Annotated in this window: 25 protein-coding genes; 14 read left to right on the top strand and 11 right to left on the bottom strand. The window is 72.1% G+C overall.

Features of this window, described 5'->3' with window-relative positions:
• Position 1: 1 nt before the first annotated feature.
• The gene (locus ACG00X_RS12395) at positions 2–889 is read right to left on the bottom strand and encodes a LysR family transcriptional regulator (protein ID WP_394488490.1); all 888 of its coding nucleotides are present in this window, start codon (positions 887–889) and stop codon (positions 2–4) included.
• 74 nt (positions 890–963) lie between these two features.
• Between ACG00X_RS12395 and ACG00X_RS12390 the strand changes: the two genes are divergently transcribed.
• Positions 964–1,908 (top strand): DMT family transporter, encoded by a 945-nt coding sequence (locus ACG00X_RS12390; protein WP_394488489.1) that lies wholly within the window; start codon positions 964–966, stop codon positions 1,906–1,908.
• On the opposite strand, the gene ACG00X_RS12385 is transcribed toward ACG00X_RS12390, so the two are convergent.
• Complete coding sequence (locus ACG00X_RS12385; protein ID WP_394488488.1) at positions 1,865–2,494, bottom strand: TetR/AcrR family transcriptional regulator; 630 nt, start codon at positions 2,492–2,494, stop codon at positions 1,865–1,867. The genes ACG00X_RS12390 and ACG00X_RS12385 overlap by 44 nt on opposite strands.
• Before the next feature lie 122 nt (positions 2,495–2,616).
• On the opposite strand from ACG00X_RS12385, the gene ACG00X_RS12380 reads away from it, so the two are divergent.
• Genes ACG00X_RS12380 through ACG00X_RS12345 form a run of 8 tightly spaced genes read left to right on the top strand, consistent with a single transcriptional unit; the run spans position 2,617 to position 9,561 of the window.
• Positions 2,617–3,930 (top strand): NAD(P)/FAD-dependent oxidoreductase, encoded by a 1,314-nt coding sequence (locus tag ACG00X_RS12380; protein WP_394488487.1) that lies wholly within the window; start codon positions 2,617–2,619, stop codon positions 3,928–3,930.
• The gene (locus tag ACG00X_RS12375) at positions 3,927–4,703 is read left to right on the top strand and encodes a DUF1365 domain-containing protein (RefSeq protein ID WP_394488486.1); all 777 of its coding nucleotides are present in this window, start codon (positions 3,927–3,929) and stop codon (positions 4,701–4,703) included. Before ACG00X_RS12380 ends, ACG00X_RS12375 begins: the two co-directional genes overlap by 4 nt.
• Before the next feature lie 2 nt (positions 4,704–4,705).
• Positions 4,706–5,962: a class I SAM-dependent methyltransferase gene (locus ACG00X_RS12370; RefSeq protein WP_394488485.1), complete on the top strand. Its 1,257-nt coding sequence runs from the start codon at positions 4,706–4,708 to the stop codon at positions 5,960–5,962.
• The gene (locus ACG00X_RS12365) at positions 5,959–6,501 is read left to right on the top strand and encodes a chalcone isomerase family protein (protein ID WP_394488484.1); all 543 of its coding nucleotides are present in this window, start codon (positions 5,959–5,961) and stop codon (positions 6,499–6,501) included. Before ACG00X_RS12370 ends, ACG00X_RS12365 begins: the two co-directional genes overlap by 4 nt.
• A gap of 4 nt (positions 6,502–6,505) precedes the next feature.
• Entirely contained in the window at positions 6,506–7,804 is a 1,299-nt protein-coding gene (locus ACG00X_RS12360; protein ID WP_394488483.1) for an MFS transporter, read from the top strand.
• Positions 7,801–8,346, top strand: a complete 546-nt coding sequence (locus ACG00X_RS12355; RefSeq protein WP_394488482.1) for a DUF3833 domain-containing protein — start codon at positions 7,801–7,803, stop codon at positions 8,344–8,346. Before ACG00X_RS12360 ends, ACG00X_RS12355 begins: the two co-directional genes overlap by 4 nt.
• A gap of 4 nt (positions 8,347–8,350) precedes the next feature.
• Positions 8,351–9,127, top strand: coding sequence for an SDR family NAD(P)-dependent oxidoreductase (locus tag ACG00X_RS12350; protein WP_394488481.1), 777 nt, complete (start codon positions 8,351–8,353; stop codon positions 9,125–9,127).
• A 2-nt stretch (positions 9,128–9,129) separates the two neighbouring features.
• Positions 9,130–9,561: a nuclear transport factor 2 family protein gene (locus ACG00X_RS12345; RefSeq protein WP_394488480.1), complete on the top strand. Its 432-nt coding sequence runs from the start codon at positions 9,130–9,132 to the stop codon at positions 9,559–9,561.
• Between the two features lie 48 nt (positions 9,562–9,609).
• On the opposite strand, the gene ACG00X_RS12340 is transcribed toward ACG00X_RS12345, so the two are convergent.
• Together ACG00X_RS12340 and ACG00X_RS12335 are read right to left on the bottom strand one after the other, a co-directional pair.
• Complete coding sequence (locus tag ACG00X_RS12340) at positions 9,610–10,770, bottom strand: GGDEF domain-containing protein (RefSeq protein WP_394488479.1); 1,161 nt, start codon at positions 10,768–10,770, stop codon at positions 9,610–9,612.
• Positions 10,767–11,960 (bottom strand): GGDEF domain-containing protein, encoded by a 1,194-nt coding sequence (locus ACG00X_RS12335; protein WP_394488478.1) that lies wholly within the window; start codon positions 11,958–11,960, stop codon positions 10,767–10,769. Before ACG00X_RS12335 ends, ACG00X_RS12340 begins: the two co-directional genes overlap by 4 nt.
• A gap of 51 nt (positions 11,961–12,011) precedes the next feature.
• Here ACG00X_RS12335 and ACG00X_RS12330 point away from each other — a divergent pair, with 51 nt between their 5' ends.
• A complete protein-coding gene (locus ACG00X_RS12330; protein ID WP_394488477.1) occupies positions 12,012–12,752 on the top strand; it encodes an SDR family oxidoreductase in 741 nt (246 codons plus the stop codon).
• Here ACG00X_RS12330 and ACG00X_RS12325 read toward each other — a convergent pair.
• Positions 12,749–13,639, bottom strand: a complete 891-nt coding sequence (locus ACG00X_RS12325; RefSeq protein WP_394488476.1) for a septal ring lytic transglycosylase RlpA family protein — start codon at positions 13,637–13,639, stop codon at positions 12,749–12,751. The two genes, ACG00X_RS12330 and ACG00X_RS12325, sit on opposite strands and share 4 nt — an antisense overlap.
• A 73-nt stretch (positions 13,640–13,712) precedes the next feature.
• Between ACG00X_RS12325 and ACG00X_RS12320 the strand changes: the two genes are divergently transcribed.
• Both ACG00X_RS12320 and nadC read left to right on the top strand, forming a co-directional pair.
• Complete coding sequence (locus ACG00X_RS12320; RefSeq protein WP_394488475.1) at positions 13,713–14,411, top strand: fumarylacetoacetate hydrolase family protein; 699 nt, start codon at positions 13,713–13,715, stop codon at positions 14,409–14,411.
• Positions 14,411–15,280: a carboxylating nicotinate-nucleotide diphosphorylase gene (gene nadC / locus ACG00X_RS12315; protein WP_394488474.1), complete on the top strand. Its 870-nt coding sequence runs from the start codon at positions 14,411–14,413 to the stop codon at positions 15,278–15,280. Before ACG00X_RS12320 ends, nadC begins: the two co-directional genes overlap by 1 nt.
• On the opposite strand, the gene ACG00X_RS12310 is transcribed toward nadC, so the two are convergent.
• Genes ACG00X_RS12310 through ACG00X_RS12295 form a run of 4 tightly spaced genes read right to left on the bottom strand, consistent with a single transcriptional unit; the run spans position 15,244 to position 18,204 of the window.
• A complete protein-coding gene (locus ACG00X_RS12310) occupies positions 15,244–16,173 on the bottom strand; it encodes an alpha/beta fold hydrolase (RefSeq protein ID WP_394488473.1) in 930 nt (309 codons plus the stop codon). The two genes, nadC and ACG00X_RS12310, sit on opposite strands and share 37 nt — an antisense overlap.
• Positions 16,170–16,904: a proteasome-type protease gene (locus ACG00X_RS12305; RefSeq protein ID WP_394488472.1), complete on the bottom strand. Its 735-nt coding sequence runs from the start codon at positions 16,902–16,904 to the stop codon at positions 16,170–16,172. Before ACG00X_RS12305 ends, ACG00X_RS12310 begins: the two co-directional genes overlap by 4 nt.
• A 56-nt stretch (positions 16,905–16,960) precedes the next feature.
• Positions 16,961–17,929 carry an extracellular catalytic domain type 1 short-chain-length polyhydroxyalkanoate depolymerase gene (locus ACG00X_RS12300; protein WP_394488471.1) on the bottom strand — a complete coding sequence of 323 codons (969 nt, stop codon included), beginning with the start codon at positions 17,927–17,929 and terminating at the stop codon, positions 16,961–16,963.
• Complete coding sequence (locus tag ACG00X_RS12295; protein WP_394488470.1) at positions 17,926–18,204, bottom strand: DUF2789 domain-containing protein; 279 nt, start codon at positions 18,202–18,204, stop codon at positions 17,926–17,928. Before ACG00X_RS12295 ends, ACG00X_RS12300 begins: the two co-directional genes overlap by 4 nt.
• 213 nt (positions 18,205–18,417) lie before the next feature.
• Here ACG00X_RS12295 and ACG00X_RS12290 point away from each other — a divergent pair, with 213 nt between their 5' ends.
• Both ACG00X_RS12290 and ACG00X_RS12285 read left to right on the top strand, forming a co-directional pair.
• Complete coding sequence (locus tag ACG00X_RS12290) at positions 18,418–19,392, top strand: diacylglycerol/lipid kinase family protein (RefSeq protein ID WP_394488469.1); 975 nt, start codon at positions 18,418–18,420, stop codon at positions 19,390–19,392.
• On the top strand, positions 19,389–20,186 hold the full coding sequence (locus tag ACG00X_RS12285; RefSeq protein WP_394488468.1) for a metallophosphoesterase family protein: 798 nt from the start codon (positions 19,389–19,391) through the stop codon (positions 20,184–20,186). Before ACG00X_RS12290 ends, ACG00X_RS12285 begins: the two co-directional genes overlap by 4 nt.
• A 3-nt stretch (positions 20,187–20,189) precedes the next feature.
• On the opposite strand, the gene ACG00X_RS12280 is transcribed toward ACG00X_RS12285, so the two are convergent.
• Together ACG00X_RS12280 and epsC are read right to left on the bottom strand one after the other, a co-directional pair.
• Positions 20,190–22,370, bottom strand: a complete 2,181-nt coding sequence (locus ACG00X_RS12280) for an ATP-binding protein (protein ID WP_394488467.1) — start codon at positions 22,368–22,370, stop codon at positions 20,190–20,192.
• Between the two features lie 63 nt (positions 22,371–22,433).
• Positions 22,434–23,354, bottom strand: a complete 921-nt coding sequence (gene epsC, locus ACG00X_RS12275; protein ID WP_394488466.1) for a serine O-acetyltransferase EpsC — start codon at positions 23,352–23,354, stop codon at positions 22,434–22,436.
• Between the last annotated feature and the right edge of the window lie 46 nt (positions 23,355–23,400).

Genomic DNA, 23,400 nt, shown 5'->3' with positions numbered 1-23,400 from the left:
GTCAGTTGAGCGCCCCTGGCGGGCGCTGAACAGGCCCCGCCTGCCGCAGCGTCTGCACCAGCATGCGCTGCAGGCTGTCGACCGCCTTGTTGCCCCTGGACGCCTGGCTGCGATAGACGGCCACCTCCATCGGCGCCAGCGGGCCCAGGCCCTGGGCCAGGCCCAGCACCTGCAGATGGGCGGGCGCGCTGCACTGCGTCAGCGCGGCAATGGCCAGGCCGCTGTCGACGGCGGCGATCTGGCCCGCGAGGTTGGAGCTGTTGTAGACGATCTTGTAGGGGCGGCCCTGCAGTGCCAGCGCGTTGATGGCGCTGCGCCGGCCCAGGCTCGCGGCCTCGTAGACGGCAATGGGCAGCGGGTCGCGGGCCCACACCTCGAACTGCGGCGAGCCCACCCACACCATGGGCTCGTGGAACAGCAGCGTGCCGCGCCGCGCGTGGTCGCGCGACACCAGCGCCAGGTCCAGCTCGCCGCGCTGCACGCGCGGGATCAGCGCCGTGGACTGCTCGCAGTCCAGCTGGATCTCGACGCCGCCATAGCGCGGCGCAAAGCGCCGGAGCACTGGCGTCAGGTATTTGCTGGCGTAGTCGTCCGGCACGCCCAGGCGCACGACACCGGTGACGGCTTCGGCCTGCAGCGCGGCCTGCGCCTCGGCCTGCAGGTCCAGCATGCGGCGGGCAAACCCCAGCAGGGTGCGCCCCTCGGGCGTGAGCTCCAGCAGGCGCGGGCCGCGCCGCAGCAGCGCGTGGCCGACGGCCTGCTCCAGCTTCTTGATCTGCATGCTGACGGCCGACTGCGACCGGTGCACCTCCGCTGCGGCGGCGGACAGGCTGCCCGCATCGACGGTCGCGACGAAACACTTCAGCCAGTCGATCTGCAGGTCGCGCATGGATTCGAAAAACGCATGGTGGTTCGGCGAATTATGAGATTTCCGATTCGCCGCGGCGGCGCCACAGTGCCGGCATGAATCGCACAACACCCCATGCCGTCGACGCCCGCGCCGGCGGGCTGATGGCGCTGCTGTGCCTGGTGTGGAGCCTCCAGCAGGTCTCGCTGAAGGCCGCCGCGCCGCAGGTCAGCCCGATGCTGATGGTGGCGCTGCGCTCCGGCATCGCGCTGGCGCTGCTGATGCTGCTCATGTGGCGGCGCGGCGAGGTGCCACGCCGCGAGCGTTGGCTGCCGGGCGTCGTCGCCGGCGCGCTGTTCGCGCTGGAATACCTGCTGGTGTCACAGGCGCTGCGGCTGACGCAGGCGGCCCACGTCGTCATCTTCCTCTACACGGCGCCGCTGTTCGCCGCGCTGGGCCTGCATCTGCGCGTGCCGGCCGAGCGGCTCTCGGGGCCGCAGTGGGCCGGGCTGACGCTGGCGTTCGCGGGCATTGCGCTGGCCTTCCTCGGCGGCCAGCGCGGCGCGGCCGCCGGCGCGCTGACGGGCGATCTGCTGGCACTTGCCGGCGGCGCGGCCTGGGGCGCGACGACGCTGACCTTGCGCGGCACGGCGCTGGCCGCCGCCCCGGCCACCGAGACACTGCTCTACCAGCTGCTGGGCGCGTTCGTGCTGCTGCTGCCGGCCGCGGCGCTGAGCGGCCAGTGGCAATTCGACGCCAGCCCGCAGGCCTGGGCCCACCTGGGCTTCCAGAGCCTGGTCGTGTCATTCGCCAGCTTCCTGGCATGGTGCTGGCTGCTCGGCCGCTACCGCGCGGCGCAGCTGGGCAGCTTCGCCTTCCTGACGCCGCTGTTCGGCGTGCTGCTGGGCGCGGGCCTGCTGGGTGAGCGGCTGGAAGCCGGCTTCCTGGCCGGCAGCGCGCTGGTGGTGGCGGGTATTGCGCAGGTCAGTCGCCCGGGCGCACGGGCGCCGGGCGTGCTCAGCGGGCCGGCCCGCCCAAGCCGTCGAAAGTCGTCGACGTGACCCAGTCGACGATCTGCGCGGGCGTGTACTGGCCCGACTCCTTCAGCAACGCGACGACCGGGTCGCAGGCCCGCGCGAACAGCGTGTAGAGCACCAGCTCCGGCGGCAGCGCGGCGTTCAGCGCGCCTCCGGTCTGCGCCTCGGTAATCCAGATGCCGAGGCGGTTGCTGAGCGAGATGAGGCGGTCCATGTAGGCATCGTTGGACTGCAGCGCGGCGCTCAGGTTGGAGTTGTGCGCCGGCAGCGATGGCATCTCGCCCTGCAGCTGCGTCTCCATGGCCCAGCGCGTCACCGCCTTCAGCTGATCGACGGGCGTCACCGCAGCATCCGCCTCGGCGCGGGCACGCAGGTCGTCGACGAAGGCCAGCGCGCGGTCCAGCACGCCCACCATCGCCGCGCCGGCGAGGTCTTCCTTGGACGGGAACAGCTTGTAGAGGCTGGCCTTGGCCAGCCCGGCCTCGGCAGCCACCTCGTCCACCGTCATCGCGTCGTAGCCCTTGGTGGCGAGCAGGCGGTTCACGGCAGCAACGATGGCGTCCTGCCGAACGCGCTGCATCTGGTCTCGGATCGACGGACGGGCACTCATGCGACGCATTCTAGACCGTCGAGGCCATCAACAAAACTTGGTAGTGCAATTTTTGAACTGATGAGTTATTGTGTGAACTCATCAGTTCAACATTTGATCCGACCGGTTCATCAGGAGGCCTCATGCGGCGCATCGCAGTCGTCGGTTCGGGAGTGGCAGGCTTGGCAGCCGCCTGGCGTCTGGCGACGGCGCCGGGCCAGCGCCATGTCACGCTGTTCGAGGCCGGCAAGTACTTCGGCGGTCACGCCAACACGGTGGATGTGTCGCTGGATGGCATCACGCACGGCGTGGACACCGGCTTTCTCGTGTTCAACGAACGCACCTACCCGCTGCTGATCCGGCTGTTCGCCGAGCTGGGCGTGGAGACGGCCGCATCGGACATGTCGTTCTCCGTGCAGGTGCCGCGCGCCGATGGCGGCGCCGGTCTGGAGTGGAGCGGCAGCTCGCTGAACACCGTGTTCGCGCAGCGCCGCAACCTGCTGCGGCCGCGCTTCTGGCGCATGCTCGCGGAAATCCTGCGCTTCAACCGCCTGGCCACCGCACTGGCCCGCCGCGACGACGACCCGGCGCTGCAGGGCGCCATCGGCGACTTTCTCGACGAACACGGCTTCAGCGCCGGCTTTCGCCAGCACTACCTGCTGCCGATGATCGGCTGCATCTGGTCCTGCCCCACCGACCAGATGCTGCGCTTCCCGGTCGCCACGCTGATCCGGTTCTGCCACAACCATGGCCTGATCCAGGTCACCGACCGGCCGCAGTGGCACACGGTGCGCGGCGGCTCGCGTGAGTACGTGCGCCGCCTCGTGGCCGCCCTGCCCGATGCCCGGCTCGACACGCCGGTGCTGGGCCTGCAACGCAGCGAACAACATGTGCGGCTGCTGACGCACCAGGGCGCCGAATCGTTCGACGCCGTCGTGCTGGCCTGCCACAGCGACCAGGCGCTGCGCCTGCTGGGCCAGGGCGCCAGCGAGGCGGAACGCGCCGTGCTGGGCGCCATCCGCTACCAGCCCAACCTGGCGGTGCTGCACCGCGACGCGGCCGTGCTGCCGCAGCGACGCCTGGCCTGGGCGGCGTGGAACTACGAGCGCGCCGACGCGCCCCGCGAGCAGGCGCAGGTCTGCCTGCACTACTGGCTCAACCGGCTGCAGCCGCTGCCGTGGCAGCAGCCCATCCTCGTCTCGCTGAACCCCGCGCGCCCCATCCGCGACGAGCTGGTGCACCAGCGCATCGAATACCACCACCCGGTCTTCGACCTCGCCGCCATCCAGGCCCAGCAGCGCCTGCCCGAGCTGCAAGGCCGGCAGCACACCTGGTTCTGCGGCGCCTGGTGCGGCTACGGCTTCCATGAGGACGGCCTGCGCGCCGGCCTGGCCGCGGCCGATGGCGTGCTGAAGGCCCAGGCGCTCGAGGCGCAGGCGGCACGGAGCGCGGCATGAGCCCACTCGCGCGGCCCTGCATCGGCTTCGGCACCGTGTGGCACCGCCGGCTGCGGCCGGTCCCGCACGAGTTCCGCTACGGCAGCTACTTCCTGCTGCTGCCGATGCGCAGCCTGCGCCACCAGGCGCTGCCCGCACTGAACCGCAACCGGCGCGGCATGCTGAGCTTTCATGACCGCGACCACGGCGACGGCGGCACCGACGCCCTCGCCTGGTTCGAGCAACTGCTGGCGCAAGAGGGCGTCACCGATGCCGACGGCGAGGTGTGGCTGCAGACCTATCCGCGCGTGCTGGGCCATGTCTTCAAGCCCGTCAGCTTCTGGTACGCCCACCGCGCCGACGGCACGCTCGCCGCCGCCGTGGCCGAGGTCAACAACACCTTCGGCGAGCGCCACGCCTACCTGCTCACCGGTGCGGCGCTGGCCGGGGGCCGGGAAGCCACGGCCCGCAAGGTCTTTCACGTCTCGCCGTTCTGCCGCGTCGAGGGGCATTACCGCTTCCGCTTCGAGCGCACGGCGGGCCCCGACGGCCAGCCCGCACACGCGCTCGCCCGCGTGGACCTGCACGACGCCGACGGCCCACTGCTGCAGACCAGCATGGCTGGCACTCTGTCGCCGCTGACACCGGCCAGCGTGCGCCGGGCTTTTTTCGGCACGCCGTTCATGACGCTGGGCGTCGTGCTGCGCATCCATTGGCAGGCACTGCGCCTGTGGGCCAAGCGCGTGCCCTTTTTCAGCAAGCCCGCCTCGCCACCGCCCTTCGTGAGCCGATAAGCATGAGCACCCACCCTGCCCTCACCTCCACCGCCCCTGCCACCCGAACCGCCCGCCGGCCCGCCGCCGCGCGCCGCGTGCTGCGGCTGCTGGAGCAGCTGCCCGTCGGCGAACTGGCGCTGACGCTGCCCGACGCCACCTCGTTGCGCTTGGGTTGGCAAGGTGCCGGTCTGCGTGCGCAACTCGACATCCACGACTGGGCGCTGTTCGAGCGCACGCTGAAGTCCGGCGACATCGGCTTTGCCGAGAGCTTCATCGCGGGCGAGTGGGACAGCCCCGACCTGAGCGCGCTGCTGCGCCTCGTGCTGCTGAACCGCGAGCACATCGAGGGCATCATCTACGGCAGCTGGTGGGGGCGCCTCGGCTACCGGCTGCGCCACCTGCTGCGGCGCAATTCGCGGGCCGGCAGCGCCCGCAACATCCACGCCCACTACGACCTCGGCAACGACTTCTACCGCCTGTGGCTGGACCCCGGCATGAGCTACAGCGCCGCGTGGTTCGAGGGGCAAGACCACCGCGGTGCCGACCTCGTCGCCGCACAGGACGCCAAATACCGCCGCGCGCTGCGCGAGGCCGGCGCGGCGCCGGGCGCGCGCGTGCTGGAGATCGGCTGCGGCTGGGGCGGCCTGGCCGAGCTGGCGGCGCGCGAGTTCGGCGCCCGCGTGACCGGCGTAACGCTGTCCGCCGAGCAGCTCGCCTGGGGCCAAGAGCGCATGCAGACGGCCGGCCTGGCCGGCCAGGTGGACCTGCACTACCAGGACTACCGCGACCTGCCTGCGCAGCACGCGGCCGAACCCTTCGACGCCATCGTCTCCATCGAGATGTTCGAGGCCGTCGGCCACGAATACTGGCGCGGCTACTTCGACACGCTAGCCGCCTGCCTCAAGCCCGGCGGCCGCGCCTGCATCCAGACCATCACGATCCGCGACGACCTGTTCCCGCGCTACCTGAACTCCACCGACTTCATCCAGCAATACATCTTCCCGGGCGGCCTGCTGCCCAGCCCGTCGGCCTTCGAGGCCGAGGCGCGCCGCGCCGGCTTCGTCGTCGAGAACCGCCTGGCCTTCGGGCCCGACTACGCCGAGACGCTGCGCCGCTGGCGCGCCGCGTTCGAGGCCCGCCTGGGCGACGTGCAAGACCAGGGCTTCGATGCCCGCTTCCAGCGCATCTGGGCCTTCTATCTGGCCTATTGCGAAGCGGCCTTCGACACCGGCAGCACCGACGTCATGCAGTTCACGCTGCGCAAGCCCGCGCCATGAAGCGCCGCCACCTCCTCGCCGCCGCCGTCACACCGCTCGCCATGACCCCAGCCCTCTCCGCCCCCGCCCTGCCCGCCGAACTGCAGGCCACGCTGCCCAACGCGCGGCTGCGCGGCAGTGGCGTGCTGCGCTTCTTCGGCCTGCGGGTCTACGAGGCCCGGCTGTGGGCGCTGCCGGACTTCGACGCCGACGACTACGCGCGCCAGCCATTCGCACTGGAGCTGCTGTACGACCGCAAGCTGGAGGGCGCGGCCATCGCCGAGCGCTCCGTCGCCGAGATGCGCCGCGTCGGCAGCTTCGACGACGCCAGCGCCAAGCGCTGGCTGGCGCTGATGAAGCAGGCCTTCCCCGACGTCGCCGCCGGTGACCGGCTGCTGGGGCTGAACGATGGCCAGGGCGATGTGCGCTTCTTCCACAACGCCCGCCCCACGGCGCAGACCGTGGACGCCGACTACGCGCGGCTGTTCTTCGGCATCTGGCTGGCCCGCCAGACCTCGGCCCCGGCGCTGCGCGATTCACTGCTGGGCACGCCGCGCTGACGCCATGACCACACTGACGGCCGCACCGCCCTCTCGCCCCACCCTGGGCTGGCGGTCTGCCCTCGCCTACGCGACGCTGGCCGCGCCGCTGGCCTTCGTGTCGCTGCCGCTGTATGTGCATCTGCCGCACCACTACGCGGCCGTGCTGGGCATGCCGCTGCCGGCGCTGGGCGCCGTCTTGCTGGCCGTGCGCGGGCTGGACGCCGTCGTCGACCCGGCCCTGGGCCGGTTGGCGGATCGGCTATTTCGCCACGGCAAGCGCACGGCCTGGCGGGCGGCGGCGCTGGGCTCGGCCGTGCTGGCGCTGGCCTTCGCCGCGCTCTGGCAGCCGCCGGCGGGCGGGCCGGGCAGCGTGCTGCCGTGGCTGGCCGGCGCGCTGCTGTGCAGCACGCTGGCCTACAGCGGCGTGACCATCCTGCACCAGAGCTGGGGCACGCGCTGGGGCGGCGGGCCAGCCCAACGCGCCCGCGTGGCCGGCTGGCGCGAGGCCGCCACGCTGGTGGGCGTGCTGCTGGCCAGCGCGCTGCCGGCCTGGCTGGGCTGGCCGGCCACCAGCCTGGCGCTGGCAGCGCTGTTGATCGTGGGCCTGGCGGCGCTGGCCGGGCTGCAAGACCCCGGCCCCGCCGAGGCCTCTGGCGCCACTGCCACGCCCGCATCGCCTGCATCACCATGGGGGCATGCCGCGTTCCGCCAGCTGCTGGGCGTCTTCATGCTGAACGGCATCGCCAGCGCCGTGCCCGCCACGCTGCTGCCCTTCTTCCTGGCCGACCGCCTGCAGCTGCCCGGCTGGCAGGGCGCGCTGCTGACGCTGTATTTCAGCGCCGCCGTGCTGGGCCTGCCGCTGTGGGTGCGTGCCGCCGGCCGCTGGGGCGTGGCCGCCGCATGGCGGGCCGGCATGGTGGCGAGCGTGCTGGCCTTCGCCGCCGTGCCCTGGCTGGGCGCGGGCGACGGCGCCGGCTTCGCCGTCGTCTGCGCCGCCAGCGGGCTGGCGCTGGGCGCCGACCTGGCCCTGCCCGGCGCGCTGCTCACCGGCGTCATTCACCAGGCCGGCCACGGCGGGCGCGGCGAAGGCGCCTACCTCGGCTGGTGGGCCTGCGCCACCAAGCTCAACCTGGCGCTCGCAGCCGGCCTGGCGCTGCCGCTGCTGGCGACCCTGGGCTACCGCAGCGGCAGCACCGACGCGGCCAGCCTGCAGGCGCTGGCCTGGGCCTATGGCGGCCTGCCCTGCGCACTGAAGCTCGCCGCCGCTGCGCTGCTGCGTCGCGCCGAACGCCTCAACCCTCACTGGAGTGCCCGCGAATGAGCCGCCCGACCCGCCGCACCTGGCTTGCCGTCACGGCCGCCTCGGCCACGCTGTCCCTCACCGGCTGCGCCGGCCCCACGGTGCAGGACTACGCCAACGAAACGCCCCGGCTGGACCTGCGCCGCTTCTTCGACGGCGAGCTGACGGCGCAGGGCCTGTTCACCGACCGCTCGGGCCGCGTCGTCAAGCGCTTCACCGTCGCGATGACCGGCCGCTGGCAAGGTGACACGGGCGTGCTCGACGAGCACTTCCGGTACAGCGACGGCAGCACGCAGCGGCGCGTCTGGACGCTGAAGTCGCTGGGCGGCGGCCGCTACAGCGGCACGGCGGCCGACGTCGTCGGCGAGGCACAGGGCGAGACGGCCGGCAACGCCTTCCGCTTCGTCTACACGCTGGCCTTGCCGGTGGACGGCCGCGTCTGGCACATGGCGCTGGACGACTGGATGTTCCTGATGGACGAGCGCACCGTGCTGAACCGCTCGGCCATGACCAAGCTCGGGCTGCACGTCGGCGACGTGACGCTCGTCATCACCAGGAGCTGACGCCATGGCGCTGAACCCCCCACTGCGCGACTGGGCCGGCCGCTGGGTCTGGATCGTCGGCGCGTCGTCCGGCATCGGCCGGGCCACGGCGGCGGCGCTGCACGCACGGGGCGCGCGCGTCGTCGTGTCGGCCCGGCAGGCCGCCGCGCTGGACGACTTCGTGCGCCAGCATGCCGGCAGCTTCGCGCTGCCGCTGGACGTGACGCAGGCCGACGACCTGCGCAACGCCACTCACACCGTGCAGCGACTGGCCGGCGGCACACCCGAGCTGGTGCTCTATTGCGCCGGCCACTACCAGGCCCAGCGCGCCACCGCCTACGACGCGCGCGAGATGGAGCGCCACCTGGCGGTGAACTACGTCGGCGTGCTGCACCTGCTGGCGGCCGTGCTGCCGCTGATGACGGCCGCGCGCCGCGGTCACCTCAGCCTCGTGGGCAGCGTGGCCGGCTACCGCGGGCTGCCGATGTCGCTGGCCTACGGCCCGACGAAGGCGGCACTCAACAACCTCGCCGAGACGCTCTACCTGGACCTGCATCCGCTCGGCGTGGGGGTGTCCATCGTCAACCCCGGCTTCGTCGACACGCCGTTGACCACGCAGAACCGCTTCAAGATGCCCGCGCTGATCACCCCCGACGAAGCCGCGCGGCAGATGCTCAAGGGCTGGGCCCGCGGGCGCTTCGAGATGAACTTCCCACGCCGCTTCACCGCCTGGGTGCGCCTGCTGCGCTGCCTGCCCGACGCCTGGTACTTCGCCGCCGTGCGCGGCATGACGGGAGCCTGACCATGCCCGATGCGCGCACCACGCGGCTCGTGGACGCCTACACCCGCCTCACCCGCGACAACCTGCCCACGCTGCTGGCGCTGTACGCCGAGAACGCCCGCTTCAAGGACCCGTTCAACGACGTGCGCGGCCACGCCGCCATCGGCCGCATCTTCACGCAGATGTTCGAGGAGCTGCGCGAGCCGCGCTTCACGGTGCAGGTGTCGGCCAGCGAAGGCGACGACGCCTTCCTGACCTGGGAGCTGCACTTCACGCGCGAGCGCGGCCAGGCCATGGTCATCCGCGGCGCCACGCATCTGCGCTTCACGCCCGCCGGCCTCGTGCAGCTGCACCGCGACTACTGGGACGCCGCCGAGGAGCTCTACGCCAAGCTGCCAGTGCTCGGTGCGCTCATGCGCCTGCTGCAGCGCCGGCTGGCGACGCCGCAGCGCTAGTCCAGCGAATCAGTGAAATTGGTGGTGCGATTTCACTGATTCGCTGGACTAGGCCTGCACGACGTTGCGGCCCTGGTGCTTGGCCCGGTACATCGCCGCATCGGCACGCGCGAGCACCGCGCTGGCGCTGGCGTCGCCCGGCTCGGCCTCGGCGATGCCCAGGCTCGCGCTCAGCGGCCAGTCCTGCTCCAGCCAGCGCAGCGGCGTGGCATTCACCAGCGCGCGCATGCGCTCGGCCACCAGCGCCGCGCCGGCGATGTCGGTGTCGGGCAGCAGCACGCAGAACTCCTCGCCACCGAGGCGGCCGAAGCGGTCGACCTCGCGCAGGCAGGGGCGCACCTCGTTCACCATCCACCGCAGCGCCGCGTCACCGGCGGCATGGCCCAGCGTGTCGTTGAGCTGCTTGAAGCGGTCCATGTCGATCATCACCAGCGCATAGCCGCGCCCGCGCCGCCAGCCGGCGTGGGCCTGCGCGAGCGCCTGATCGAAGGCACCGCGGTTGAGCGCGTCGGTCAGCGGGTCGCGCTCCAGCAGGCGCTCGATGCGCCGGATCAGCCGCATCATCACGAGAAACGCCAGCGTGGCGTTCTGCAGCAGCGTCATCAGCAGCGCCAGCCACAGCAGCGCCAGGTTGATCGGCTCGGTGGAACGGGGATCATGCCCATGGCCGGGGGCGACGAAGCTGCTGGCGCAGCTCAACGCCAACAGCAGTGCGATGAGAAACAACGGTAGCGCGAGCGGCGCCGGTGTGCGCCGGCCATGCAGGCCCTGCAAGTGGCGCCAGGCCACAACGCCCGCCACCAGCACCAGCACGGCGCCAGCACCGCTGACGATGCGTGTCTGCCAGCGCATGTCACCACCATCGGGAAGCGCCAGCATGACGAGGCTGAGTGCGACCACCACGGCGGCGGCCGGCCTCCAGGGCAGGCGGCTGGTGAGAATGCCCGGAACCGCAGCGCCGAGCAACGCGAACGAGGCCAGGTTCAGCACATCGGCCGGCCAGTGCGTCCAGGCATCGGGCCAGGCGCCGCGCCGGGCCATTAGCGTCAGTGCGACGGCGGCACAAGCATTGGCCGCCGCCATCGTCAACGATGCGCGCGGCGCAATGCGGGCCACCATCGCCAGCGTCGCCCACACCAGCGCCGACACGCCGTGCATGAACACCACCGTGGCCAGCAACGTGGTGGTCTGGGCCAGCGTGATCGTCACGGCACCTCCGCCGGCTGCAGATGGGTCGCGGCGCACACGCGGTTGCGGCCTTCGGCCTTGGCACGGTAGAGCTCAGCATCGGCGCGCACGAGGCCGACCTCCCCTCGCGCATCACCAGCCGCCGGCAGCGCGACGCCGAAGCTGGCCGACAGCGGCAGCAAACCGTTCTCCCAAGGCAGCGGCCTAGCCTGCAGGTCGGCGCGCAGCCGTTCCGCCACCGCCACGGCCGCGGCCAGGTCGCCCGGCGACGCCAGCGGCAACAGGGCGCAGAACTCCTCCCCGCCCAGCCGGCCCAGGCAGTCCACCTCCCGCAAGCCGGCCTGCCAGATGCCGACGCAATGCCGCAACGCCGCGTCGCCGGCCGCGTGGCCATGCTGGTCGTTGACGCGCTTGAAGTGGTCGATGTCGATCATCACGAGCGCGAAGCCATGCCCCCGCAGCAGCTGCGCCTGCGCGTCGCCCAGCGCGCGCTCGAAGGCTCGGCGGTTCAGGGCACCGGTCAGCGGGTCGCGGTAGGTGAGGTGCTGGATGCGCGCCACGACGCGCCAGATCATCAGCGCGATGAGGCTGAGCGTGATGCCGAACGTGACGACGTACCAGAGCACGGCGCGCGCCGGGCTGGGCAGGTCGCCGCGCACGGCATGGCCCGCCCAATCCGGCTCCAGCAGCAGTTCGACACTGTGGACGAACGCCATGAGGGCCAGCATGGCGAAGGGCAAGGTGGCAAAGCCCGCCGTCACGGGGGCGACCTGGCCGCGCAGGCCCAGCAACATCGCGCGCACAGCCAGCCCGCCGAGCAGCGTGACCGCCACGGTGCCGGCCAGCTCGGCGGCCTGCGCCGAGCCGGCAGCCAGCCCGGCTGCGATGCCGGCCGCGCCGAGGCCACCGATCCAGGCCAGGTCGCGCGGGCGCTGGCGGCTGAGCAACATGCGGCGCAAGGCCAGCAGCAGCATCAGGATGCAGCCCAGCAGGCCGAGCTCCAGCACGGCCTGCTGCAGCGCCGCCGGCCAGGCCGACATCACGTCGCTGTACCCCTGCGTGGCGAAGCGCAACACATGCCCCCCCGCCATCAGACGGCCGGCGCGCGGCGCAATGTGGAAGACCTGGGCCAGCGTCAGCCACGCCAGCGCCGCCATCAGGTTGAAGACGGCGCTGATCTGCAGGATCGTCGGGACGTCGAGGAAATCCATGCGGCTTGTCGTGAACGCGGCATCTTCATCGCAAAGGCCACAATGCCGGCCATGACGGCTTGGGTCTTGATCACCGGAGGTTCGCGTGGCATTGGTGCCGCCACGGCGCTCAGATGCGCTGCGGCGGGCTGGGACGTGGCCATCAACTACGCGCAGGATAGCGCCGCCGCCCAGGCGCTGGCGGGCCGCGTGCACGCGCTGGGCCGCCGTGCACTGGCGTTGCAGGCCGATGTGTCCGACGAAGGCCAGGTGGCCCGCATGTTCGAGCGCCTGGACGCCGAAGGCGGCCGGCTGGCCGGGCTGGTGAACAACGCCGGCGTGGTGGCGCCGGCGGCGCGGCTGGAGACCATGTCCCCCGCACGCTGGCGCCGCTTGTTCGATGTCAACGTCATCGGCACGCTGCTGTGCTGCCAGCACGCGGCCCGCCGCATGAGCACCGCGCACGGCGGCACCGGTGGCGCCATCGTCAACCTCAGCTCGCGCGCGGCCGAGTACGGCTCGGCCGGCATCTATGTGGACTACGCCGCCACCAAGGGCGCCGTCGACACGCTGACCAAGGGCCTGGCCCGCGAGCTGATCACCGAAGGCATCCGTGTCAACGGCGTGCGGCCCGGCATCATCGAGACCGACATCCACGCCACCAGCGGTGTGGACCCGGCCGGCGCTGCGGCCACCCTACCCATCCAGCGCCTGGGCCGCGCCGAGGAGGTCGCCGAGGCCATCGCCTGGCTGCTCAGCGACGCGGCCAGCTACACGGTGGGCGCGCTGCTGGACGTGGCGGGCGGGCGTTAGCGCTTCTCCACCAACGTCGCCTCCAGCCCGCTGTCGCTGCGCAGCCGCGCGGCCGTGGCGCGGGCCTCGTCGGCGTCGGGGAAGGGGCCCGCGCGCAGCCGGTGCAGGCCGGCCTCACGCACGATGGTCAGCAGCGGCAGCAGGCTGAGGTCGGCCTCGGCGATGCGCTGGCGCAGCGCCTCGGCACCGTCCAGCTTCGCGAAGGCCCCGAACTGCAGCCAGATGCCGTTGCCCAAGGTGGACGCAGCGACCGGCGCCGGGGGCAGGCTCGGCGCGGGCAACGGCGTCACGGCGGCCACCGTCGCCGTGGTCTCGCGTTGCGGTGCGCCGGTTGCGGCGTCGGGCGTGAAAGTGGGCGCCGGCTCGCTCGCCGGCTTCGGCCAGTTGCCGGCACGGATCTCGGCGTAGGTGATGCGCCGCACCTCCACCGGCGCCACGCCGCGCAGCAGGTCCAGCTTCAGCGCGGCCGTGTAGCTGAGGTCGATGATGCGGCCCTTGTGGAAGGGCCCGCGGTCATTGATGCGCACGATGATCTCGCGGCCGTTCGCCGGGTTGCGCACGCGGGCATAGCTCGGGATGGGCAGCGTGGGGTGGGCCGCCGTCATCGCATACATGTTGTAGACCTCGCCGCTGGCCGTGGGCCGGCCATGGAATTTGCGGCCGTACCAGGAGGCCAGGCCACGGTCCGCATACGGGTCGTCGCCGGTCAGCGGCCGGTAGCGCTCGCCCAGCACCTCATAGGGCTTGTTGGGCCCGCCGACGCGGATGGACTCCAGGCGCGGCACCGCATCAGGCACCTTCAGCAACTCGCCGGGCGGGTTGGCTTGCGGGCCGTCACGGTCGCCCGACGCCGGTGGCGCGGCAGGCCGCGTGGCGCACCCCGTCATCAGTGCGAGCAGCAGCAGGGTCAGGGCCGGCCCAGTATGCTGTGCCCCCTCGTTCCATCGTCGATGCCATGCCATGAGCAACTTCGTCTTTCCTCCGCCTGCAGTTCCCAGCGCCGCCGTGCGTGGCACGGAAGCGCGCTATGCCGTCAGCCGCATCTTCTGCGTCGGCCGCAACTATGCCGATCATGCCCGCGAGATGGGCAGCGACCCGACGCGCGAGCCGCCGTTCTACTTCACCAAGCCGGCCAGCGCGCTGACGCCGTCCGGCACGACGGTGCCTTACCCGAGCGAGACCAAGAACTACCACTACGAGATGGAGCTGGTCATCGCCATCGGCGCGCCGGTGTTCCGCGTCACGCCCGAAGCGGCCCGCGCCGCCATCTGGGGCTATGCCGCCGGCCTGGACATGACGCGCCGTGACCTGCAGGCCGTGGCCAAGGCCGGGGGCAAGCCCTGGGACACCGCCAAAGGCTTCGACCAGTCCGCCATCCTGACCGACATCGCCCGCGTGTCCGACGTCGGCCTGCTGGAAAAAGGCGCCATCACGCTGGCCGTCAACGGCGTCGAGAAGCAGCGCGGCGACCTGGCCGACATGATCTGGAGCCAGGCGGAGATCGTCTCCAACCTGTCGCACCTCTATCACCTGCACCCGGGCGACCTGATCTACACCGGCACGCCGGCCGGTGTCGGCGCGGTGGTGCCGGGCGACGTGATCACCGGCCGCATCGAGGGCCTGGGCGACATCACGCTGACGGTGGGGCCGGCCGAGTGATGTTCGACGAGGAAGACCTGGCCCAGGCCCGCGCGCGCAACATCCGCGATGCGCTGGCCGAGGACATCGGCCGCTGCGACTGGACCGCCCAGCTCGTGCCCGCCGGCCGGCGCGTGGCGGCGCAGGTGCGCGTGCGCGAAGCGGCCGTGCTGTGCGGCCGCGACTGGTTCGACGGCGTGTTCGCCGCGCTGGACGCCACGAGCCGCATCGAGTGGCTGGTCGACGAGGGCGCCCTGATGACGGCAGACAGCATCGTCTGCCGCATCGAGGCCGATGGCCGCCAGCTGCTGTCGGCCGAGCGGCCGGCGCTGAACTTCCTGCAGCTGCTGTCCGGCACGGCCACGGCCACGCGCGCGCATGTCGACGCGGTGGCCGGCGCCAGCCCGCAGGCGGGCGGCTGCGCCATCCTCGACACGCGCAAGACCGTGCCGGGCCTGCGCCTGGCGCAGAAGTACGCCGTGCGCGTGGGCGGCGGGCAGAACCAGCGACTGGCGCTGTATGCCGGCATCCTCATCAAGGAAAACCACATCGCCGCCGCCGGCGGGGTGGGCCAGGCCTTGCGCGCGGCGCAGGCGCTGAACGCCGGCGTGGACATCCAGATCGAGGTCGAGACCATCGATCAGCTGCGCGAAGCGCTGGACGCCGGCGCCGTCAGCGTGCTGCTGGACAACTTCAGCGAGCCGCAGATGCGCGAGGCCGTCGCCGTCAACGCCGGGCGGGCGTTGCTGGAAGTCTCGGGCGGCGTGGCGCTGGAGCAGCTGCGCTGGATTGCCGCGACCGGCGTGGACCGCATCTCCATCGGCCGGCTCACGAAGGACGTGAGGGCCGTGGACTACTCGATGCGCGTGCTCGGCCCGCTGCCGGGCTGAGCCCCCAGCAGGTGGGCCCGCACGCGGGCCGCCGTGGCGTCCGGGTGCTCCTGCGTGAAGCAGTGGCCGCCCGTCGTCACCTGCACATGCAGGTGCGGCGCGTTGTGGGCATGCGCCCGCGCGCAGCCCACGCGCACGAACGGCATCGTCGCGTCGCCGTGCAGCAGCAGCGTGGGCACGGCGATGCGGCGCAGATGGCTCCACAGCCGCTGCGGCACGGTGCTGAAGATCGTGGACTCCAGCGCCGGTTCGCACTTCAGCACCGCCTGCCCCTCGGGGCCATCACGCAGCGCATGCGTGACGAAGGCGTCCAGCGCCGCTTCGGCCCAGCCGTTGTAGGTGCCACGCCCACGCAGCGCCTGGCGGGCGTGGTCGCGGCTCGGCCACTCGCGCCGGCGCCGCTTGGTCGCGCGCGCCAGCGGGTTGACCAGGCCGGTGCCGGCGCGGCCCATCAGCTGCGCGGCCAACAGCATCGGCGGCGGGAACAGCACCGGGTCCAGCAGCACGGCGCGGCGGAACGGCTGCCCGGCCGTGCCGAGCAGCAGCGCCGTCTGCACGCCGCCGAAGCTGTGCCCCATCGCCATCAGCGGCACGTCGCCATAGCGGCCGCGGCCGGCGTCGAACGCCTCCAGCGCGGCCTCGGCGCAGCGGTTCCAGCCGACGAACTGCGGCGTGGGCTCGCTGTCGCCATGGCCGGGGGCGTCGCACAGCCACAGGTCGAAGTCCTGGGCCAGCGCTTGCAGCAGCGGCTCGTAGACACGCCCGCAAAAGCCGTTGCCATGCAGAAAGTGCAGCAGCGGCCGGCCGGTGGGCGGTGTGCACCAGCCGCGCAGCACGGTGCCCAGCACGGCGCTGCGGTGCTCCCAGCGCTCGAGACGGTCGGCGGCGCTCACGCGTCGAACCAGGGCTCGTTGGGCAGTTCGTCGAAGACCTTGCGCAGCCCCGCGCTCCAGCCCTTGCGCAGCGCCAGGAAATAGGGGTCGTCGCGCTCGATGCGGTGCGGCGGCTTCATCGCCTGCTCGAACTGGTTGGCGCGCAGCATCACCATGTCGATGGGCAGACCCACCGACAGGTTGGACTGGATCGTCGAATCGAAGCTGACCAGCGTGCACTTGGCAGCCTCGTCCAGCGGCGTGCTGTCATAGCGCAGCACGCGGTCGATGATGGGCTTGCCGTATTTGCTCTCGCCGATCTGGAAGTACGGCGTGTCCTCGGTGGCTTCGATGAAATTGCCCTGCGGGTAGACGTGGAAGAGCCGCGGGCCTTCGCCCTTGATCTGGCCGCCCAGCAGGAAGTTCGCGCCGTAGTCCACGCCCTGGCCGGCGTCGCTGTCGCGACCGACCACTTCCTTGAGCGTGCGCCCCAGCAGCACGGCGGCGTCGTAGAGGCTGGGCACGTTCAACAGGTGCTCGCCATCGCCGCTCAGGCGCTGGTTCATCAGCGACATGACGGACTGGGTCGTCGCCAGATTGCCCGCCGCCAGCACGACGATCTCGCGCTGATGCGGGATCTGGAACTGGTACATCTTGCGAAAGCTCGCGATGTGATCGACGCCCGCGTTGGTGCGGGTGTCGGAGGCAAACAGCAGGCCGGCGCGCAGGCGCATCGCGACGCAGTAGGTCATGGGGCAGACGGTGAAGACAAGCCCGGCCATTATGGCCAGCGCGGCCCCGAAGACGTTCAGACCTCGCCGGTGCCACCGCCCGCCCTGCGGAACTGTTGTTGCGCAAAGCGCCACACCAGCCGCGACGCATCGGGCCCCTGGGCATCGCTGAAGCGCTGCCGCGCCGCGCCGCCGCTCCACGCGTGGCCCAGTTGCTGCACCTGCACCAGCGTTGCGACCGGCTCGCTCGCCCGCTGGAAGTGCGTCACCGTCATCGGGTAGCGCTTGCCGCGTTGCTGCTGCTGCGGCGCACCCTCGCTGGCACCCGCCGCGCCCGACCACAGCCGCGCCGCCGCGCCTGCGTTGCGTGCAGACACGACGGCATCGGCCTCGCCGTGGATGACGATGAGCGGCGGCCACGCACCGTCGGCGGTGGGCAGCGCCGGTTCGCGCCGGCCCTGCATGGCGCCGACGGCCGATGCGGCCGAATGCGCCACGCCGGGCGGCACGCCGGAATGCATGGCCAGCGCCTTGAAGCGCCGCGGGTAGCGCGTGGCGAGCAGCGCCGCCATGCTGGCACCGGCCGACAGCCCCGCCACCGCCGTGCGCTCGCGGTCCGCCGCGTAGAGCATGACGACCTGGTCGATGGCACGCATGATCCAGCCCGCCTCGGCCCAGGCGCGGCCGGCGCGCGTGTCGAACCAGTTCCAGCAGCCTTGCGCATTGGCCAGGCGTGACTGTTCCGGGTACAGCACCAGGAAACGCTCGCGCGCCGCAAGCAGGTTCATGCGCGTGCTGGCGGCGAAGCTCTTCGCGTCCTGGTGGCAGCCGTGCAGCATCACGAGCAACGGCAGCCGCTCGCCGAAGCGCACGCCCTCGGGGCGGAACAGCCACCAGCGCCGCGGGCCGGCCTCGGTCGTCACGGCGCCGGCCAGCCAGCTGCCCGCACCGGCCGGCGCGCGATGGCGCTCACGCAGCGGCCGCGCCGCGCGGCGCAGCAACGCGGCCTGGCGGTTCAGCAGCGCGGCCCAGGAGGGCGTCTTCATGCGTCGGCCAGCTGCTCCAGCTCGGCCACGTCCGGATGCTCGCGCAGCAAGGCGTTGAGCTGGTCGATGACGCCGCACCAGTCGCCGTCGTCCTGGTGCCATTGCTCGCGGATGAAGGCGACCTGGCTGGCGTTCCAGAACGGCGCCTCGGACAGGTTCAGCGTCTGCGGCAGCGGCCGGTGCTGGCGCACGAAGGCCTTGATCTCCGCTGGTGATGACGGCAGGCCCAGCTGCAGGAAGAGGTCGGGCAGGTCGTGGTGAGTGGTCGTGTCCATGAGCACTTCCTTCGTTCGAGGTCGGGTCATCGTGGCACCGCGCGGCAACGCAGCGTGTCAGCGAACGCCTCATCCGGCCGACAGCGGCGCCTGCCCCGCGCTGGAGGCGCCGGTGCCCTCGGCGGCCCGCCAGCTCGCGCCGGCAACGTCGGACAAGTTCGCGTCATGCCCCCGCGACGCCCATGCGCCCGGCCGTGCCGTTATCGTCACGCCATGCCCCCGTCCGACGCCCTCTTCATCGTCTTCAACCGCGCCTCCGGTCACGGCAACCGTGACGAGCTGGCGCCGGCCGCCGAGGCCGCCTGCGAGGCGGCGGGGCGGCCCTGCCGGCTGTTCCCCGTCGAGCACCCCGCCGAGCTGGCCACCATCGCCGCCGATGCCGTGCGCCAGGCGCGCGAGGCCGGCGGCATCGTCGTGGCGGCCGGCGGCGACGGCACGATCAACGGCGTCGCGCAGGCGGTGCTGGGCAGCGGCTGCCGCTTCGGCGTGCTGCCGCGCGGCACCTTCAACTACTTCGCGCGCACGCACGGCATCCCGGCCGATCTCGACGGTGCGCTGCGCGTGCTGCTGACCGAGCAGGCCGTGCCCGTGCAGGTGGGCTTGCTGAACGGCCGCGTCTTTCTCGTCAATGCGAGCCTGGGGCTGTACCCGCAACTGCTGGAAGACCGCGAGGCCTGGAAGTCGCAGTTCGGCCGCAGCCGCCTGGTGGCGCTGGGCGCCGGCATTGCCACGCTGCTGCGCGGGCACCGCAGCCTGCGGCTGACCGTCGAGTTACCAGGCGAGAGCCGGGAGGTGCGCACCCCGACGCTGTTCGTCGGCAACAACGCGCTGCAGATGGAGCAGGTGGGCCTGCCCGAGGCCCGCGCCATCGATGCGGGCCGGCTGGCCGGCGTCGTGCTGAAGCCGGTCGGGCGGTGGGACCTGCTCAGGCTGCTCGCTCGCGGTGCCTTCGGCCAGTTGGGCGACGCCGACCAGGTGCAGAACTTCGCCTTTCACCGGCTGACGGTGAAGGCGCGCACCTTCGGCGCCAGGCGGCTGAAGGTCGCCACCGACGGCGAAGTGCTGTGGATGCCGCTGCCGCTGCGGTTTGAAGTCGCGCCGCATCCACTGCTGCTGATCCGGCCGCCCGGCCTGGCCCAGGAGCGTCGCGAGGCGCAGGCCGCCGCCGCCTCGGAGGCGGCCGCGTGACCACGTTGCTGCAGCTCTCCGACCCGCATTTCGGCACCGAACGCCCGCAGGCCATGGCGGCACTGCAGCAGCTGTGCGCGCTGCGCCGCCCGGACCTGCTGCTGGTCACCGGCGACATCACCCAGCGCGCGCGGCCCGAGGAATTCGCGCGGGCCCGCGCCTACTTCGACCGGCTCGGCGTGCCCGCGCAGCTGCTCGTGCCCGGCAACCACGACATCCCGCTGTTCGATCTGCTCACGCGCCTGTTCCGCCCCTATGCCCGCTTTGCGCGGGTGTTCGGCCCGGTGCTGGAGAGCGAGTTCGAGCGTGACGACCTGTTGGTGCTGACGCTCAACACGACGCGCCGCTACCGCCATGCCCAGGGTGAGGTGTCGCCGGCGCAGATCGAGCGCGTCGCGGCACGGCTGGCAGCCGCCAGGCCCGGGCAGCTGCGGCTCGTGGCCGTGCACCAGCCGGTGGCCGTCACGCAGCCGCGGGATGCAGGCAACCTGCTGCGCGGCCATGAGCAGGCGGTGCGCCGCTGGGCCGCCGCCGGCGCCGACGCCGTGCTGGGCGGCCACATCCACCTGCCCTATGTGCTGCCGCTGCGCCCGCGCTGGCCCGACCTGCCGCGCCCGATGTGGGCCGTGCAGGCCGGCACGGCGTTGAGCCACCGGCTGCGCGGCGGCATCTCCAACTCGGTGAATGTGATCCGCGCCGGCCGCGCGGCGGTCGTCGAGCGCTGGGACCTGGAGGACGCCACCGGCCGCTTCCGCTGCGTGGCCACGACGCCGATCGGCACGCCGCGCCGCTGAGCGTCAGGCGCGGGCCATGGCCTGGATGACGCGCACCAGCGCCGAGAACTCCACCGGCTTGCGGAAATGGTGCTGGAAGCCGGCCGCGAGGGCGCGGCGGCGGTCGGCCTCGCGCGCGAACGCCGTCAGCGCGATGGCCTGGATGCTGCCGCCCTGCTCCGGTGGTAGCGCGCGGATGCGCGCCAGCAGCTCGAAGCCGGTCATCTCGGGCATGCCCAGGTCCGAGATCAGCAGGTCGGCCCGAGAGCCTGGCAGCAGCGCCAGCGCCTCAGCCCCGCTGGCGGCCGCCAACACCTGGGCGCCCTGCAGTTCCAGTGCGCGCGTGACCATCTCGCGGGCCGCCTCGTCGTCATCCACCACCAGCACCCGCACACCGGCCAGCGAGGTGCGATCGACGGCGCCCGTCTCCGGCAGCGGGCAGGCCGGATTGCGGGCAGCGATGAGCGACAAGGTGACGCTGAACCGCGCGCCGCGGCCTTCGCCGTCACTGTGCGCGCGCACCTGCCCGCCATGCAGCTCGACGAGGTTGCGCACGATGGACAGCCCCAGCCCCAGGCCGCCGTAGCGGCGCGCCATGGAGCCGTCGGCCTGGCGGAAGCGGTCGAACACGAAGGGCAGGAAGGCCGGCGCGATGCCGATGCCGCTGTCGGCCACGGAGATCTCGGCCGTGCCGGCCTCGCAGCGCAGCGACACCTGCACATGGCCGCCTCGCGGCGTGAACTTGATGGCGTTGGAGACGAGGTTGGCCACCACCTGCTGCAACCGCGCCGCGTCGCCCATCACGGCGGCGTCCTCGCTGGGCGCCACATCGGTGGTCAGCGTCACACCGGCCCGCTCAGCCGCCGGAGCCAGCAGCTCCACCGCCGCCAACGTGAAGCTGGCCGGCGACACCGGCGCCACCTCCAGCGCCAGCTGGCCGGAGGTGATGCGGCTCATGTCCAGCAGGTCCTCGATGAGCTGCGTCTGCGCCTTGGCGCTGCGGTCGATGACGTCGATGGCCTTCGTGAGGTCGGCGTCGCGCCCCCCGAACTTGCGCCGCAGAATGTGCACCCAGCCCGTGATGGCACTCAGCGGCGTGCGCAGCTCGTGCGACAGCGTGGCCAGGAACTCGTCCTTCACGAGCCCGGCCTGCTCCGCCGCCAGCCGCGCGGTGCGCTCGCTCTCCAGCAGCTGCGTGCGCTCGTGCATTGCCTCGCGCTGCGCCGCTTCGGCACGCGTGCGCTCCAGGGCCTCCCAGCAGCGCGCCACGACGACCTTCACGAGCCCGATCTCATCGTCGGTCCAATGCCGCGCCACGCTCTGATGCACCGCCATGCCGGCCACGAAGCGGCCATCCTTGTGCAGCGGCACGCAGATGACGGACTGGATGCGCGTGCGCCGGTAGGCCGTCAGATCGGCGCCGGCCGTAGCGGGGTCGCGGTCCACGTCGTGGTTGACATAGACCAGGTCCGCACGCATGAGCTGCAGCACGGTGGCCCCGAAGTCGCCGAAACGGTAGGTGCCGACGATGCTGGGCACGCCGTCGTTGAAGTCACCGATGAGGTCGAAGGTGTCCTCGTCCTCGCGCACGGTCGCATAGGCGCAGCGGCTCACGCCCAGGTGGCGGCCCAGACGCTCGGCCGTCGTGCGCATGACAGCGGCGGGGTCGGTCATGCCGCGCGTGGCCTGCGCCAGGCCATCCAGGAAGGCCAGCCGGCGGGACGTGAGCACCTTCTCCGTCGTCTCGGCAAACGTCACCAGCAGCCCGTGGGCCCGCCCCTGCTCGTCACGCACGGCGCTGTAGGAGAAGTTGAAATAGACGTCCTCGGGGTAGCCGAACCGGTCGATGGTCAGCTTGAAGTCGTCGAAGCCCACGGGCTCGCCGCCGAGCGCTCGCTGCCACATCGGGCCGATCTGCGGCCAGATCTCGGCCCAGGTGTCAGGCGCGCTCGCGCCGAGCGCCGACGCACCCTTGGCGCCCAGGATGGGCAGGTAGGCGTCGTTGAAGATCTGCACGAAGTCCTCGCCCCAGGCCAGGTACATCGGCAGCTGGCACTCCAGCATCGTCGCCACCGTGATGCGCAGCGCGATCGGCCAGTGCTCCAGCGGGCCGAGCGATGTGCGCTCCCACGGGAATGCGCGCACACGCGCAGCCATGTCACCACGAATCGGGGCCAGCGCCTGCAGGGCGGGGGACGGGGACATGGAGCTCCAGCATGGGGCCCGCAGCGGGCTGCCGCGGGGCCGGGCAGTGTAGGTCGGCCGGGTTCAGGCCGACGGCGCGCAGTGCGACTGCATGTCGGCCTGCGTGACGACGCTGCCCGGCGGAACGCTGCGCGTGAGCCACACATTGCCGCCGATGACCGAGCCGCGCCCGAGCGTGATGCGCCCCAGCACCGTCGCCCCGGCATAGATGACCACCTCGTCCTCGACGATGGGGTGGCGCGGCTGCCCCTTGAGCAGATGGCCGTCGCCATCGGTGGGGAAGCTCTTGGCGCCCAGCGTGACGTTCTGGTAGATGCGCACACGCCGGCCCAGCACGGCGGTCTCGCCGATGACGACGCCGGTGCCATGGTCGATGAAGCAGCCCGGGCCGATGGACGCACCTGGGTGGATGTCGATGCCGGTGTCGGCATGGGCCAGTTCGGCCACGACACGCGCGATCAGCGGCAGGCCCAGCCGGTACAGCTCATGCGCGAGGCGGTGGCTGATCAGCGCGCGCAGCCCCGGGTAGCACAGCAGCACCTCGTCGACGCTGCGCGCCGCAGGGTCGCCCTGGTAGGCGGCCAGCACGTCGCTGTCCAGCAGTTCCCGCACCTCGGGCAGCTGGCGCAGGAACCGGCTGGCCAGCTCGTCGGCATCGCTCACCGGTGACGCATCGCCGCGCTGGCGCGCGTCGTGGCGCAGCTCCAGCGCCGCCTGCTGGCGCAGCGTGACCATCGCCGCACTGAGCGTGTGGCCGACATAGAAATCCTCGTCCTCGGGTCGCAGCGTGGGCGGGCCCAGGCGCATCGGGAACAACGCGCCCGACAGGCTCTGCACCATGGCGGCCAGCAGCTCGCGGGACGGCAGCTCGCGGCCATCACCGCCGCGCCGGTGCGCATCACGCCAACGCTGGCGGGCGCTGCGCAGCGCGTCGACGACGGCGGGCAGCTCGTCGCCCGGGGTGGGTAGGGTCGTTGAATTCATGGGCCGCAATATGCCCGAGTCCCGCCAACCCCGCAGCGGGCGAGGG

This window comes from Pelomonas nitida, assembly GCF_043555975.1.
Taxonomy (GTDB): Bacteria; Pseudomonadota; Gammaproteobacteria; order Burkholderiales; family Burkholderiaceae_C; genus Pelomonas; species Pelomonas nitida.
This window is presented reverse-complemented; position numbering and strand designations above follow the sequence as displayed.